Source organism: Nocardioides pinisoli (assembly GCF_024199985.1).
In the GTDB taxonomy this organism is placed as follows: Bacteria; Actinomycetota; Actinomycetes; order Propionibacteriales; family Nocardioidaceae; genus Nocardioides; species Nocardioides pinisoli.
This window is the reverse complement of record NZ_JANARS010000003.1, coordinates 262,106-275,992: the sequence shown is the minus strand read 5'-3', so window position 1 is coordinate 275,992 and position 13,887 is coordinate 262,106. Positions and strand designations below refer to the sequence as shown.

General features: G+C 73.2%; 10 protein-coding genes. 7 read left to right on the top strand and 3 right to left on the bottom strand.

Features of this window, described 5'->3' with window-relative positions; translation table 11 throughout:
* Positions 1 to 56: 56 nt before the first annotated feature.
* Positions 57 to 1,025, bottom strand: coding sequence for a type IV toxin-antitoxin system AbiEi family antitoxin domain-containing protein (locus NCI01_RS08440; protein WP_254181030.1), 969 nt, complete (start codon positions 1,023 to 1,025; stop codon positions 57 to 59).
* A gap of 326 nt (positions 1,026 to 1,351) precedes the next feature.
* On the opposite strand from NCI01_RS08440, the gene NCI01_RS08435 reads away from it, so the two are divergent.
* Both NCI01_RS08435 and NCI01_RS08430 read left to right on the top strand, forming a co-directional pair.
* Complete coding sequence (locus NCI01_RS08435; RefSeq protein WP_254181029.1) at positions 1,352 to 2,860, top strand: C40 family peptidase; 1,509 nt, start codon at positions 1,352 to 1,354, stop codon at positions 2,858 to 2,860.
* 149 nt (positions 2,861 to 3,009) lie between these two features.
* Positions 3,010 to 4,644, top strand: coding sequence for an MFS transporter (locus NCI01_RS08430; RefSeq protein WP_254181028.1), 1,635 nt, complete (start codon positions 3,010 to 3,012; stop codon positions 4,642 to 4,644).
* A gap of 59 nt (positions 4,645 to 4,703) precedes the next feature.
* On the opposite strand, the gene NCI01_RS08425 is transcribed toward NCI01_RS08430, so the two are convergent.
* The gene (locus NCI01_RS08425) at positions 4,704 to 5,612 is read right to left on the bottom strand and encodes a sulfotransferase domain-containing protein (RefSeq protein ID WP_254181027.1); all 909 of its coding nucleotides are present in this window, start codon (positions 5,610 to 5,612) and stop codon (positions 4,704 to 4,706) included.
* Between the two features lie 35 nt (positions 5,613 to 5,647).
* On the opposite strand from NCI01_RS08425, the gene NCI01_RS08420 reads away from it, so the two are divergent.
* The 4 genes from NCI01_RS08420 (at position 5,648) to lon (ending at position 11,390) form a co-directional block, all read left to right on the top strand.
* Positions 5,648 to 7,717 carry an acyl-CoA dehydrogenase family protein gene (locus tag NCI01_RS08420; protein ID WP_254181026.1) on the top strand — a complete coding sequence of 690 codons (2,070 nt, stop codon included), beginning with the start codon at positions 5,648 to 5,650 and terminating at the stop codon, positions 7,715 to 7,717.
* A gap of 1 nt (position 7,718) precedes the next feature.
* Positions 7,719 to 8,384: a methyltransferase domain-containing protein gene (locus NCI01_RS08415; protein WP_254181025.1), complete on the top strand. Its 666-nt coding sequence runs from the start codon at positions 7,719 to 7,721 to the stop codon at positions 8,382 to 8,384.
* Positions 8,385 to 8,391: 7 nt separating this feature from the next.
* Positions 8,392 to 8,892 (top strand): hypothetical protein, encoded by a 501-nt coding sequence (locus NCI01_RS08410; protein WP_254181024.1) that lies wholly within the window; start codon positions 8,392 to 8,394, stop codon positions 8,890 to 8,892.
* A 143-nt stretch (positions 8,893 to 9,035) separates the two neighbouring features.
* Entirely contained in the window at positions 9,036 to 11,390 is a 2,355-nt protein-coding gene (gene lon / locus NCI01_RS08405; RefSeq protein WP_254181023.1) for an endopeptidase La, read from the top strand.
* A gap of 126 nt (positions 11,391 to 11,516) precedes the next feature.
* On the opposite strand, the gene NCI01_RS08400 is transcribed toward lon, so the two are convergent.
* Positions 11,517 to 12,053 (bottom strand): inorganic diphosphatase, encoded by a 537-nt coding sequence (locus NCI01_RS08400; RefSeq protein WP_254181236.1) that lies wholly within the window; start codon positions 12,051 to 12,053, stop codon positions 11,517 to 11,519.
* Positions 12,054 to 12,184: 131 nt separating this feature from the next.
* Between NCI01_RS08400 and dacB the strand changes: the two genes are divergently transcribed.
* Positions 12,185 to 13,636, top strand: coding sequence for a D-alanyl-D-alanine carboxypeptidase/D-alanyl-D-alanine endopeptidase (gene dacB, locus NCI01_RS08395; RefSeq protein ID WP_254181022.1), 1,452 nt, complete (start codon positions 12,185 to 12,187; stop codon positions 13,634 to 13,636).
* The last annotated feature ends 251 nt before the right edge of the window (positions 13,637 to 13,887 follow it).

Here is a 13,887-nt window from a genome sequence, read left to right as displayed (position 1 = left end):
CCTCTTTGCACCCGCGATCTCGACAGCGAAGCGTGAGTCTCGGGTGCACAGTCGAGTCAGGCTGACTTGCTCCCGCGCGAGTTCATGACCGCGCGGATCCGGGTGGCGAGCCGTTCCGGGTGGGCGAGGTCGGCCCAGGTGATGCGGATGCAGGTCCAGCCCGTGAGCAGGCACACGAGCTCCTCCCGCTTCTTCTCACGCATGAGGAACTCCTCGAGCGACTCGCCCTCGCGCCGGTGCCTCAGGTACTTCGAGCGCCCGTCGAACTCCGCGAACACCTTGTGGTCCGGCCAGGCGAAGTCGAGCCGGGCGACCAGTGCGCCGTCCTCGTCGTGGACCTTCAGCTGCGGCACCGGCTTGGGGAGCGCCTGTCGGAAGGCGAGATAGCTGAATCGATCCTCGCCCACCGACTCGAGCCGGTCGTCGGCGAGGCACTCCACGACGTGCGCCGTGAGGCTGCCAGGCCAGCGGTCGTGCGTCTCGACCTGCTTGGCGAAGTCCGCCATCGAGAGCACGCCGGCGTGCAGCATCCGGTTGACCACGACGAGCCCGGCTTCGACGCCGGCGATGGTCATCACCTCGAAGGCGGATCGCGCCGGGGTCGTGATGCGTACGCCGTTGATCTCCTCGGTCTCGGCCTCGTCGAGCACACCGCGGTGGGGGACCCAGTCAGCCTGGCGACGACCGGCTCGCTCAGGATCCGCACGTGTGGTGTGGACGACGTCGAACGGGAAGCCCCACACCGGGATGCCCCGCTCGATGACCGACGACACGTGCGTCAGCACAGTCGACTCGTGGGCCCTGGCCAGCACCGCCCGACACAAGAGCCGGTGACGGTCCTCGACGCTGCAGGCGTCCCAGAGCTCTCCGGTGGTGTAGACGCCGTACCGAATCCGGTGCAGCACCTTCCTTCGGACCAGGCGGTCGATCTGGTTGTCGCTCATCCCGCTCGCGAGCAGCTCGCCGCGGGTGCGCACGGTGCCCGTGAGGTCGCGCGGGTGTTCAGGGGTTCGCGGTGGTCGCATCATGCGTACGGCTTGCCCGCCATGACGCACGGATAGTCCGTCTCGTTGCTGCCTGTGGAGAACCTCGCCAGGGCCACTTTGCGCCCGGGACTCCTTCTTGTCGGCCCAGATCTCGGCCGTGAAGTGGGGCGGTCCCCGGATATCCGGTGACCGCCCCACGGGAGATCGCGCAAACTACATTGATGTAGTTCGCAAGCCGACACGCCGGCGGATGGTGAAAAAGTTGAGGAAACTGTTCCCGTTGTGACGAAAGTTCACTAGCGTGGCGCGAGTTGCTCGTGCGAAGGGGAAGTCGCGCGAGCCCGAGACCACCCACTGGGAGCCCCGTGCCCGTCGCAGCACCGCACGACCACGAGCCGCAGCGTCGTACGACGTCGCGCTGGGCCGGCGCGGTCGTCCTCGTCGCCGCGCTGGCCGCGGGCGGCGGGCACGCGGCCCACGCCGACGACGACCCGGTCCCTAGCAAGGCGGACGTCGCCGCGGCCGCGGACCGGGCCGCGGCGAAGGGTCGTGACGTCGCGGCCGTCCAGGCCGACCTGATCCGCGCCGACCTCGCGCTCGAGTCCGCCGGCGACCGCGCCGCGCAGGCAGCCGAGGCGTGGAACGGCGCCCGCTGGCGCGCCGAGCAGGCACGCGCCGACGCGGAGGAGGCCGAAGAGGCCGCGGACGCCGCGCGCGAGGACGTCGAGACCCAGCGCGAGCTCTACGCCGCCACGGTCGTGCAGTCCTACGAGGACGCCACCCAGGTGCAAGGACTCTCGGCGGTCGTCGAGGCCGACGGCATCGAGTCGCTCGTCGACCGCACGGTGACGATGGGCAACACCTCGGACGCCCTCGACCACCAGTACGACGCCTTCCTCGCCTCGTCGGCCGTCGCCGACGTCACCGCCTCGACCGCCACCGCCGCCTCGGAGCGGGCCGCCACCGCCGAGGCCGAGGCCGAGGAGGCACGTGACGCCGCAGCCGCCGCGGAGGCCGCCGCCGGCGCCGAGGCGCAGTCGGTCGCCGCCACCAAGGCCGACCTGATCGCTGAGCTCGCCGAGCTCGAGGGGATCAGCGTGCGGTTGGCCGAGAAGCGCCAGTCAGCGCTCGAGGAGGCAGCGCGCCAGGCGGCCGCGGCCGCCGCCCAGGCGGAGGCCGAGGCAGCGGCGCAGGCCGAGGCGGCAGCGCAGGCCCAGGCGGCAGCGGAGGCGGCAGCCCAGGAGCAGGCCGAGCAGGAGCAGGAGCAGCAGCCCGCGCCCACCCCCGCCCCGACCCCCACGCCGGCCCCCACCCCGACCCCCACGCCGACGGAGACCCCGACCCCGGCGCCCACCCCGACCGAGGCCCCGACCGAGACCCCGACCGAGACCCCGACCGAGGCCCCGACCGAGGCCCCGACCGAGGCCCCGACCGAGGCCCCGACCGAGACCCCGACCGAGACTCCGACCGAGACCCCGCCCCCGCCGCCCCCGCCGACTCCGCCGGCGTCGACGGGTGCCGCGACCGCGATCGCGTTCGCCACCGCGCAGCTCGGCGACCCGTACAAGTGGGGCGCCGCGGGCCCCGACGCCTGGGACTGCTCCGGCCTCACGTCGGGCGCGTGGGCCGCGGGCGGGACGTCGCTGCCGCACTACTCCGTCGCGCAGTACATCCAGTCGACGACGATCAGCCCGAGCCAGCTGGCGCCCGGCGACCTGGTCTTCTGGGGCTCCTCGAGCAGCCCGAGCTCGATCTACCACGTCGCGCTATACGTCGGCGACGGGCAGATCATCCACGCCCCGCGCACCGGCCGCCCGGTCGTCCGGGAGTCGATGTACTCCTGGCGGGCGCCCACCTTCTTCGCCCGCCCCTGAGACCCGCCCCTGAGACCCACCCCTGAGGCCCGCCCCCCAGGCCCGCCCCTGGCACGCGCGCTCGGCGCGCCGGCTCACCCGGACCGGGCGATGCGCCGCCGGTGCCCCGTGGCCTCCAATGAGGTCGGCGGAGCCACCAAGGAGGTCGCATGGCGCGCGCGGAGGGGGCAGGTGCCGCGACGGCGCTGGCCTCCTCCTCGGGGCTGGTGCTGCTGACCCTGTCCTCGGCGCAGTTCCTCATGACCCTGGACAGCTCGGTCATGAACGTCTCGATCGCCACGGTCGCCGCCGACGTCGGCACCACCGTGACCGGCATCCAGACCGCCATCACGCTCTACACGCTGGTGATGGCGTCGCTGATGATCACGGGCGGGCGGATCGGCCAGATCATCGGCCGCAAGCGGGCGTTCGGCATCGGCTGCGTGGTCTACGGCCTCGGCTCGTTCACCACGGCCCTGTCGCCGAACCTGCTGGTGCTGATGATCGGCTGGTCGCTCCTCGAGGGGATCGGCGCCGCCCTCATCATGCCGGCCATCGTCGCCCTCGTGGCCTCCAACTTCGAGCAGGCGGAGCGGCCGCGTGCCTACGGCCTCGTCGCCGCCTCGGGAGCGATCGCCGTCGCCGTCGGGCCGCTGATCGGCGGCCTGCTCACGACGTACGCGTCCTGGCGCTGGGTCTTCGCCGGCGAGGTGCTGATCGTGGCCGTCATCCTCGCCCTCACCCGTCGGGTCACCGACATCCCGCCGCAGCCCGCCCGGCTGGACCTCGTCGGCACCGCCCTGTCCGCCCTCGGGCTCGGCCTCGTCGTGCTGGGCGTGCTCCGCGGCGGATCGTGGGGGTTCGTCGTCCCCAAGCCGGACGCGCCGTCGTGGCTCGGGCTCTCCGCCGTCGTGTGGCTCGTGCTGACCGGCGGGGCGGTGCTGCGCGGCTTCCTCGCGTGGGAGCAGCGCCAGCTGGACCGCGGACAGGCCGCCCTCATCGATCCGGCGATGCTGCAGATCCGGCTGCTGCGCGGCGGGCTGACGTCGTTCTTCTTCCAGTACCTCCTCCAGGCGGGCCTCTTCTTCACCGTCCCGCTGTTCCTCTCGGTCGCGCTCGGCCTGTCCGCGGTCGCCACCGGGGTGCGGATCATGCCGCTCTCGATCACCCTGCTCATCGCGGCGGTGGGCATCCCGCACTTCTTCCCGCACGCCTCCCCGCGCCGGGTCGTGCGGATCGGCTTCCTGCTCCTCCTCGCTGGCATCGTGTCCCTGATGGCCCTGCTGGAGTACGGCGCGGGGCCCGAGGTCGTCACCTGGCCGCTGCTGCTCGCCGGGCTGGGCATCGGGGCGCTCGCCTCGCAGCTCGGGAGCGTGACGGTCTCGGCGGTGCCGGACGAGCAGAGCGGCGAGGTCGGCGGGCTCCAGAACACCGTGACCAACCTGGGCGCCTCCATCGGCACCGCGCTCGCCGGGGCGGTGCTGATCTCCGGCCTGACCTCCTCCTTCCTCGCCGGCGTGCAGGACAACCCCGCCATCCCGCAGGACCTCTCCTCCCAGGCGGAGGTCGACCTCGCCGGAGGTGCGCCCTTCCTCTCCGACGAGGCGCTGAGCGACGCCCTGGACGAGGCTGGCATCACCGGCGACGTCGCCGACCAGGTGATGAAGGAGAACGAGGAGTCGCGCATCGACGGGCTGCGGGTCGCGCTGGCCGTCCTCGCCCTGCTGGCCGTCGTCGCGCTGCCGCTCACCCGCGGGATCCCGACCCGCCAGCCCGGCGCGGCGGGAGCGGCGCGACCGGAGTGATGCCGGCGATCAGCGCGATCCTGCTCGCCGGGTGAGCGCGGCGCCCTCGCGCGGGCGGGTCAACCCGTCGCGACCTTCCGCGCGAAGCGCGCCGCCAGCTCCCCGGGGTCGAGCTGTCCGTCGAGGACGAGCCGGGTCGGCCAGGCGGAGGTGTCGATGCCGGAGAGCTCCTCGAAGAGCGCGAGGTCCTTGGCGTAGACCTCGGCCACCCGGGCGAGGTCGTCAGCGGTCGGCGCGGTGCCCGGCACCTGGTCGGCGCCGGCGTGCCAGTTCTGCAGCGGCGGCACGCGCTCGAAGCGCGGCAGGTCGAGGAAGTCGGTCGTCCTGTCGACCGTCGCAGGGAAGTCGGCGAGCATCGTGCGCAGCTCGAGCAGGAGCCACTGTCGCTGGTCGAAGAGCTCGAAGCCGCGCTGCAGCTGCTCGCCGTAGAACCCGCGCGCCAGGCCGGTCATGTGCCGCCACCGCATGGTGCGGACGTCGTCGGGCACCTCGTCGGGCAGCGACGTGTGGGGCCACTCGGTCAGGAAGTCCGGCCAGTCGGGCCAGGCGAGGTTGCGCGAGCGCAGCATCACCCAGTGGGAGAAGAGCCGCTCGAGCGGGTCGCGGAACACCGCGACGAGCGGCATGTCCGGCTTGTAGGCGCGCATCCGCTCCAGCGCGTGCGGCCAGTAGAGGTAGGTCGGCGAGGCGTCGCCGAGCAGCCGGTGCACGCGGGCGCGCCGAGGTGCGGTGTAGTCGCGGTCGTAGTCGGGTGCCGACCAGTCCACCTCCTCGTCGTCGAAGTAGTGGCGCTCCTTGTCGGGTGCCTGGCACACGAGCCGGTGCTGGTTGAGCGTCACCGCCAGTGTCGACGTACCGCCCTTCTGCACGCCCACGACGGCGAAGTTGTAGGCCATCGTCCCCAGCGGCTCGCCCGGGGAGCCGGGGGAGTCCGGCGAGCCCGGCGGGGTGGCATCCGACACGTTCATCGCGGTGAACCTACCGCCATGGCTACCGTTGGTGAATGGCCACCGACCAGGTTCCGCCCATCGCCGACGAGCTGCCCACACCGCTGCCGGAGACCGCGCCGGCCCGTGTCGAGGACGACGGGGTCCACGCCGACGACTCGGGCTACCGCCAGCCCGAGGTCGACGTCGACGCGCTGCGCGCGCTGCTCGACGGCCGCTACCGGGAGGTCCGCGACCTGGTGCGCGACAACCTCACCCAGCACGCGCAGATCCTGCTCGACCAGGAGCAGATGAGCACCGCCGACTTCCGCGAGCGCGTGCGGGACGTCGTGGTGATGATGGCCGAGACCGGGCAGACCGGCATGGGCTTCCCGGAGGAGTACGGCGGTGGCGGCGACATCGGCGCCTCGATCGCCGCCTTCGAGACCCTCGCCCTCGGCGACCTGTCGGTGCTGGTGAAGGTCGGTGTCCAGTTCGGCCTGTTCGGCGGCGCCATCCTGCAGCTCGGCACCCGCCACCACCACGACGCCCACCTCGCCGACCTCGTGACCGGGCGCACGATGGGCTGCTTCGCGATGACGGAGAGCGGGCACGGCTCCAACGTGCAGGCGCTCGGCACCGTGGCGACGTACGACGCCGAGGCGCAGGAGTTCGTCATCACGACGCCCGACGACGCGAGCCGCAAGGACTACATCGGCAACGCGGCGGCCCACGCGGAGCTCGCCGTGGTGTTCGCCCAGCTCGAGGTCGGCGGGGAGCGCCACGGCGTGCACGCCTTCGTCGTCCCGGTGCGCGAGGACGGCCGTGTGCTCGACGGCGTCCGCATCGAGGACTGCGGCCCCAAGATGGGCCTCAACGGCGTCGACAACGGGCGCATCTGGTTCGACCACGTGCGGGTGCCGCGCACGGCGCTGCTCAACCAGTTCGCCGAGGTGACGCCCGAGGGCCGCTACCTCTCGCCCATCGACAACCCCAACAAGCGCTTCTTCACGATGCTCGGCACGCTCGTGCAGGGCCGCGTCTGCGTCGGCGGAGCCGGCATCAACGCCGCCAAGGTCGCGCTCACGATCGCGACCCGCTACGCCGTGCGCCGCCGCCAGTTCGAGGCGACCTCGCCCGACGAGGAGCAGGTGCTCCTCGACTACGGCATGCACCAGCGCCGCCTGCTGCCGCTCCTGGCGCGCACCTACGCCCTGCACTTCGCGCAGGAGGTCGTCGCCGGGCAGCTGCACGAGGTGTTCTCCGGCCCCGGGCCGATCGAGCCGGGCAGCGACGAGCACGCCCGGCGGATGCTGGAGTCGCGCGCCGCCGGCACGAAGGCCCTCGGCACCTGGCACGCCACCCGCACCATCCAGGAGTGCCGCGAGGCGTGCGGTGGGGCCGGCTACCTCAGCGAGAACCGGTTCGCTGCGCTCAAGGCCGACACCGACGTCTTCACCACCTTCGAGGGCGACAACCACGTCCTGCTCCAGCTCGTCGCGAAGGGCCTGCTCACCGACTACGCCGGCGAGTTCGAGGACATGGACCAGCTCGGGATGGCCCGCTTCGTCGCCGGGCTCGCGGTGGAGACCGTGGTCGAGCGCACGGCGGTCCACAAGCTGGTGCAATCGGTGCGCGACCTGCTGCCCGGGGGCGACACCTGGGACCAGGAGGCGGGGCTGCTCGACCCCAACTACCAGCTCGCCATGCTGCGCTTCCGCGAGGAGCACATGATCGGCGGCGTGGCCCGGCGCCTCAAGCGCGGCATCGACCAGGGCGACAACCCCGGGGCGGTCTTCTCCCGCGTGCAGGACCACGTGATCGCCGCGGCCCGGGCCCACACCGAGCGTCTGGTGCTCGAGGCGTTCGTGCAGAAGACCGCAGCGCTGCCCGACGGCGACCTCAAGGTCGCGCTCAACCTGCTCTGCGACCTCCACGCCCTCTCCACGATCGAGGCCGACCGGGCGTGGTTCATGGAGCACGGTCGCCTCTCCAGCGCCCGGTCCAAGGCGATCAGCCGCGAGATCAACGCGCTGTGCCGCAGGCTCCGCCCGATCGCGGTCGAGCTCGTCGACGCCTTCGGCGTGCCGGAGGAGATGCTGCGCAGCCCCGAGCTCCTCGGCTGGCCCATCGGCTCGGACGACTGACGTGCGGCTCCCCGGCCTGGGCGGCTGGCACGAGGACCCGCTGTGGTCCTACGTCTACCCCTGGCTCGTCGAGCACGAGCGCCTCGGCGGCCCCGCCTGGCGGTTGGGCACCGGCAGCGACCTGGCCCTGATGCGGGAGGCGGCGGCCGAGATCGGCACCCTGCCCCGCGGCGCGCGGGTGCTGGACGTGCCGACCGGCTCCGGCGTCGCGCTGCGCGGCCTGCGGCCGGGGCAGGGGATCGACTACGTCGCCGCCGACATCTCGGCCACGATGCTCGGCCGGGCGCGCGCCGCCGCGACCCGGCTGGGAGTCGCCGACCAGGTGACCACCGCCCTCGCCGACGTGGGCGCCCTGCCGTTCGCCGACGCGTCGTTCGACCTCGTCGTCTCCCTGACCGGGCTGCACTGCTTCCCCGACCCGCGCCGCGCGATCGACGAGATGGTGCGGGTGCTCGCGCCCGGCGCGGCGATCACCGGCAGCTCCCTGTTCACCGACACCGGCGCCCGCTACGAGCCGCTGCGCTGGGTGGGCACCCGCGCCGGCGTCCTCGGCCCGATGTGCACGTCGGTCGAGGCGGTCACCTGGCTGCGGGACGCCGGGTGCCGCGACGTGGACCTCACGCTCAACGGCGGGATCGGCTACTTCCGCGCCGTGCGCGGGGCATGATCGGGCCATGACCTTCGGAGGACTGCCGACGCGCTGGGAGCCGACCGGTGCCAGCCGCGGCCTCGCCCTCGTCGCTCCCGGACGCGCCTACTCGCCGGCCGCGCCGCTGCTCGACTTCGCGAGGTTGGCGCTGCTCCAGCACGACCTCACCGTCCAGCAGCTGTGGTGGGACTCGACCACCCGCGGCGACGAGGACCCCGAGGCGTGGGTACGCCGTCACGTGGCCGAGGCGCACGCCCGGGAGGACGCCGACCACGTGCTGGTGGTCGGCAAGTCGCTCGGCACCCGCGCCGCGTCGTACGCCGCCGAGCGGGGGCTCGACGCGGTCTGGTTCACCCCGCTCCTCGTCGACCCGGTCGTCGCTGAGGGCATCGCCGCCAATGCCGGCCGGCAGCTCCTCGTCGGCGGCCTCGCCGACGAGCTGTGGGACCCGGGCGTCGCGCGCGAGCTCGCCGACGCCGGCTGCGAGGTGCTCGAGGTGCCCGACGCCGACCCCGCAGCCCTGTAACGCCGGGTTGGTGCCTGTACCCACCCCCGTGCACAGGGGTGGGTAGTTGCCGTAACCCGGCGTTACAGCGCCCGGCGGGCGGCGTTCGCGGTGGGCGAACCCCGACCGGGCATCGTCCGCGCCAGGGCGAGCGTTGTGCAGGCATGACGCAGAACCTGTCCCTGCCCACCTCGCTCCCCGTCGTCCTCCTCCACGACACGGTCGTGCTGCCCGGCATGGTCGTGCCCATCGAGCTCGACGACTCCGCCCGCGCCGCCATCGACGCCGCGCGCCTGGCCCACGACGACGAGCCCACCAGGGTGCTCGTCGCCCCCCGCCTCGAGGACCGCTACGCCACCCACGGCGTGGTCGCCGTGGTCGACCGGGTCGGCCGCTTCGCCGGCGGCCGGCCCGCCGCCGTGCTGCGCGCCGAGAGCCGCGTCGCGATCGGGGCCGGCGTCTCCGGACCCGGCGCCGCGCTCTGGGTCGAGGTCACGGCCGTGCCCGAGGCGGACGTCACCGACGAGCTGCGCGCCCTCGCCGAGGACTACCGCACGCTGGTCGTCTCGATCCTCGAGCGCCGGGAGGCGTGGCAGGTGATCGAGAACGTCCGACGCATCGCCGACCCCGACGCGCTCGCCGACACCTCCGGCTACGCGCCCTACCTCTCCGACGACCAGAAGCGCCAGGTGCTCGAGACACCCGACGTGGGCGACCGGCTGCGGCTGCTCATCGAGTGGACCCGGGCCTACGACACCGAGGACGAGGTCAACGACAAGATCAGCCAGGACGTGCGCGAGGGCCTGGAGAAGAACCAGCGCGAGTTCCTGCTGCGTCAGCAGCTTGCCGCGATCCGCAAGGAGCTCGGCGAGGGCGAGCCCGACGGCTCCGACGACTACCGGGCCCGCGTCGAGGGTGCCGACCTGCCCGAGGCGGTCCGCGAGGCCGCGCTGCGCGAGGTCGACAAGCTCGAGCGCTCGAGCGACCAGAACCCCGAGGCCGGCTGGATCCGCACCTGGCTCGACACCGTCCTCGAGCTGCCGTGGAACGAGCGGACCGAGGACTCCAACGACGTCGCGGCCGCGCGTGCGGTGCTCGACGCCGACCACCACGGCCTCGACGAGGTCAAGGACCGCATCACCGAGTACCTCGCGGTGCGCGCCCGCCGGGCCGAGCGCGGCCTGCAGGTCATCGGCGGTCGCGGCTCCGGTGCGGTCGTGCTGCTCGCCGGTCCTCCCGGCGTGGGCAAGACCTCGCTGGGCGAGTCGGTCGCCCGCGCCCTGGGCCGGAAGTTCGTCCGGGTCGCGCTCGGTGGCGTACGCGACGAGGCCGAGGTCCGCGGTCACCGGCGCACCTACGTCGGCGCGCTGCCCGGACGCATCGTGCGAGCGATCAAGGAGGCCGGCTCGATGAACCCGGTCGTCCTGCTCGACGAGGTCGACAAGGTCGGTGCCGACTACCGGGGCGACCCGGCGGCGGCGCTGCTCGAGGTGCTCGACCCGGCGCAGAACCACACCTTCCGCGACCACTACCTCGAGCTCGACCTCGACCTGTCCGACGTGCTCTTCATCGCGACCGCCAACGTCGTCGAGCAGATCCCCTCGGCGCTGCTCGACCGCATGGAGCTCGTCACCATCGACGGCTACACCGAGGACGACAAGGTCGCCATCGCGCGCGACTTCCTGGTGCCGCGCCAGCTCGAGCGGGCCGCGCTGACCCCTGACGAGGTCACCGTCTCCGACGCCGCACTCGGCGAGCTCGCCGCCAACTACACCCGCGAGGCCGGCGTACGCCAGCTCGAGCGGCTGCTGGCCAAGGCGTTCCGCAAGGCCGCCACCCGGCTCGCGACCGGCGAGGTGGACCGGCTCGACATCGACCTGGACGGCCTCAAGGACCTGGTCGGCCGGCCGCGGTTCACCCCCGACAGCCACGAGCGCACCGACGTGCCCGGCGTCGCGACGGGTCTCGCCGTCACGGGGCTCGGCGGCGACGTGCTCTACGTCGAGACCTCCGTCGCGGAGGGCAAGGCCGGCCTCACCGTCACCGGCCAGCTCGGCGACGTCATGAAGGAGTCCGCGTCGATCGCGCTGTCGTGGGTGCGCGCCCACGCGGCCGAGCTCGGCATCGACCAGGCCGCCTTCGACCAGTCGATCCACGTGCACTTCCCGGCAGGAGCGATCCCCAAGGACGGGCCGTCCGCCGGCGTGACGATGGTGACCGCCCTGGTCTCGCTGCTCACCGGGCGGCCCGTGCGCTCCGACGTCGGCATGACCGGCGAGGTCACGCTGTCGGGCCGGGTGCTCCCGATCGGCGGCGTGAAGCAGAAGCTGCTGGCGGCCCAGCGCGCCGGGCTGGCCACGGTCTTCGTCCCGGAGCGCAACCGCGCCGACCTCGACGACGTACCCGCCGAGCTGCTCGCGGAGCTGGACGTGCGTCCGGTCGGGCGGGTGACGGAGATCCTCACCGAGGCCCTCGAGCCGCAGGCGCCGGCCGCCGACGAGGCGGGGCGCGCGGCCTGATCCGACCCGCGGGCCGGAAGCGCTGTAACGCCGGGTTGGGTGCTCTGCCCACCCCCGTGCAAGGGGGTGGGTACAGGCACTAACCCGGCGTTACAGCGGCGGTGGCGCGGAGGCGACCGTCAGCAGTCAGGCGTCCTCGCCGAGGCTGTCGTCGGCGAGGTTGGCGACGTCGTCGCCGTGGCCCTCGGTCTTGAAGCGCTCGAAGGAGGCGCGGACCTCGGCCTCGGCCTCGGTGCGGCCGACCCAGTCGGCCCCCTCGACGGACTTGCCGGGCTCGAGGTCCTTGTAGACCTCGAAGAAGTGCTGGATCTCGAGACGGTCGTACTTCGAGACGTGGTTGATGTCGCGCAGGTGCTCCAGGCGCGGGTCGTGGCTCGGCACGCAGAGGACCTTGTCGTCGCCGCCGGCCTCGTCGGTCATCCGGAACATCCCGATCGCGCGGCACTCGATGAGGCAGCCGGGGAAGGTGGGGGACTGCAGGATCACGAGCGCGTCGAGCGGGTCGCCGTCCTGGCCGAGCGTGTTCTCGATGTAGCCGTAGTCCGCCGGGTAGGCCGTCGAGGTGAAGAGCATGCGGTCCAGGCGGATCCGTCCGGACTCGTGGTCGACCTCGTACTTGTTGCGCTCACCCTTGGGGATCTCCACCAGCACGTCGAAACTCAGCACGTCTTCCTCCACTTTTCCGGCACGCCCTCGGGCCGCTCAGCTGCGTCCGGCCGCGGGCCCGACGCGTTGGTCTCGGGGCAGTGTCGCGCACAATGGGCCCGATGCGCGAAGCGAGAGGACCGAAAAGGGTGGGACGTGACCTACGCCACTCGCGCCGCTGGTCCGTCGTCCACTGGCTGCCGCCGCTGCTCGTGCTCGCGCTGCTCGCGGCCGGGGTGGGGGCCTATCGCTTCGAGTGGGGCCAGCGCTACCTGCCCGGGCTGGCCGCCGACCCTGTGACCGAGCCCGAGCAGGTGCTCGCGCCGGCGGGGCTCGACCTGCCCGAGTGGTCGCCGCCGGTCGACGACGCCGTCGCCCTCGACCCCGCGACCGCCCTCGCCCCCGATCGGGTCGCCGCTGCCGTCGGCGACGACCTCGCCGACCCCGACCTGGGCCGCCACGTCGTCGGGGCGGTCGCCGCGCTGGCTCCGGGCTCGCCCGAGTGGACGTCGGGCGACGGGCGCTACCTGCCGGCCTCGACGACCAAGCTGCTCACCCTCGGCGCCGCCCTCGAGGTGCTCGGCCCCGACCACACCTTCACGACACGGGTCGTCCGCGGCCCGGGCCCGCGCGACGTGGTGCTGGTGGGCGGGGGAGACCCCCTGCTGGCGAGCAGGTCCCTCACCCTCGCCGAGGCCGAGTCGACGTACCCCGCCCGCGCGGACGTCACGACGCTCGCCCTCGACGTCGCCGCGGCCCTGGGTGGCCAGGGACGCGTGCGGGTCCGCTTCGACGACAGCCTGTTCACCGGCCCGACCGACAACCCCGCCTGGCGTCGCGACTACGTCCCCGACGACATCGTCAGCCCGATCACAGCTCTCATGGTCGACGGGGGCGACGAGCCCGACAGCGACCTCAAGGCGGACGAGCCGTCGCTGGCCGCCGCCCGGGTCTTCGCCGACGCCCTCAGCGCCGCCGGCCTGCGGGTGACCGGTCAGCCCCGCCGGGTCGTCGCGCCGCCCGGCGCCGAGGAGCTCGCCGCCGTCGAGAGCGCGCCCCTGTCCGAGGTCGCCGAACGGATCCTCGACGTCAGCGACAACGAGGGCTCCGAGGTGGTCGCCCACCACGTCGGCCTCGCCACGGCCGGCGCAGGGTCCTTCGAGGCCGGCGCCGCCGGCGTGCTCACCACCCTCGGCGGGCTCGGGATCGACGTCACCGGCGCCGAGCTGTACGACGGCTCCGGGCTGTCGCGGCGCAACCGGGTCTCGACCGCCACGCTGATCGACCTGCTCCAGCACGCGGCGGGTCCCGACGGCGACGCCATGCGCAGCCTGGTCACCGGGATGCCCGTCGCCGGGTTCACCGGCTCGCTGACCTACCGCTTCGCCGAGGGGCCCGCGGTCGCGCGCGGCGTCGTACGCGCCAAGACCGGCACGCTCACCGGCGTGCACGCCCTGGCCGGCATCGCCGTGGACCGCGAGGGACATGCGCTGGCCTTCGTCTTCGGGGCGGACAGGTCGCCGCCCGACGAGCGCTACGACGCGCAGGAGGCCCTCGACCGCGCGGCCGCCTCGCTCGCAGCGTGCCGCTGCACGCGCTGAGGCCCGCCGGGTCGCGCACGTCCTCCTCGGTCCGATCGTCGATTCCCCACCCGTGGGTCTCGATACACCCCGTCACGACCTCGCGGGCTCCGTCGTGGGGGCATTCGACCTCCCTCCCCACGCCGGGAGCTCATTCTTCGCTCCCCACCCGTGGGTCTCGATACACCCCGTCACGACCTCGCGGGCTCGGTCGTGGGGGCACTCGACCTCTCTCCCCACGCCGGGAGCTCATTCTTCGCTCCCGGCTAGTG